The organism is Enterobacter sp. UCD-UG_FMILLET, from assembly GCF_000762975.1.
In the GTDB taxonomy this organism is placed as follows: domain Bacteria; phylum Pseudomonadota; class Gammaproteobacteria; order Enterobacterales; family Enterobacteriaceae; genus Enterobacter; species Enterobacter dykesii.
On record NZ_JRJC01000033.1, the window covers coordinates 1 to 598 of the forward strand.

Annotated in this window: 3 pseudogenes; all 3 read left to right on the plus strand. The window is 63.7% G+C overall.

Annotation, left to right across the window (positions count from 1 at the left end):
• Positions 1-263: pseudogene (locus LA04_RS23700) on the plus strand (gamma-glutamyltransferase); the annotation flags it as partial.
• Between the two features lie 100 nt (positions 264-363).
• Positions 364-474 (plus strand): annotated as a pseudogene (hpxX, locus tag LA04_RS24655) (oxalurate catabolism protein HpxX); the annotation flags it as partial.
• Positions 471-598, plus strand: a pseudogene (locus tag LA04_RS25270) (amidase family protein); the annotation flags it as partial. The pseudogenes hpxX and LA04_RS25270, both read left to right, overlap by 4 nt.

Genomic DNA, 598 nt, shown 5'->3' on the forward strand with positions numbered 1-598 from the left:
GGCGTCCCCCTGCAGGAGAGCATCACCCGCCCGCGCTGGCTGCTGGGGCGCACCTGGGGACAAACCTCGGACACGTTAAAGCTGGAAGGACGCTTTACCGCTGAGACGGTCTCACGGCTTCAGGCGCTCGGACACGAGGTGGAAATCTTCCCTGACTTCAGCGAAGCGATGGGCCACGCGGGCGCGATTGTCCGCCACCCCAACGGGCTGTTCGAAGGGGCATGTTCGAAGGGGCATTTGACCCGCGCAGCAACGGCGCGGCGGGCATCGTCCAGCGTCACGTCGAGCACGGACTCCATTTGCGCCAGATACGCCTGCCAGTCGGGTTGTTGTGTCGTCATTGTTTTCTCCTCAGAATCCGGCGGCCGCGCCGAGCTACAGGTGCAGTTCAGCCGCATTGCAAGCATGGCCGCCCCTCTGATGGAGCTGCCGCTCGACGACCGTCTGGAGATCGCAGGAGTGTACAAAGCATGAGGCTACACGAGATGAGTATCAGCGCGATCCAGCATGCGCTGGGCGCGGGCGAGCTGAGTGCCCAGGAGATAGCCCGCCAGACGCTGGAGGCAATTGCGCGCGTTAACCCGCAGATCAATGCCTG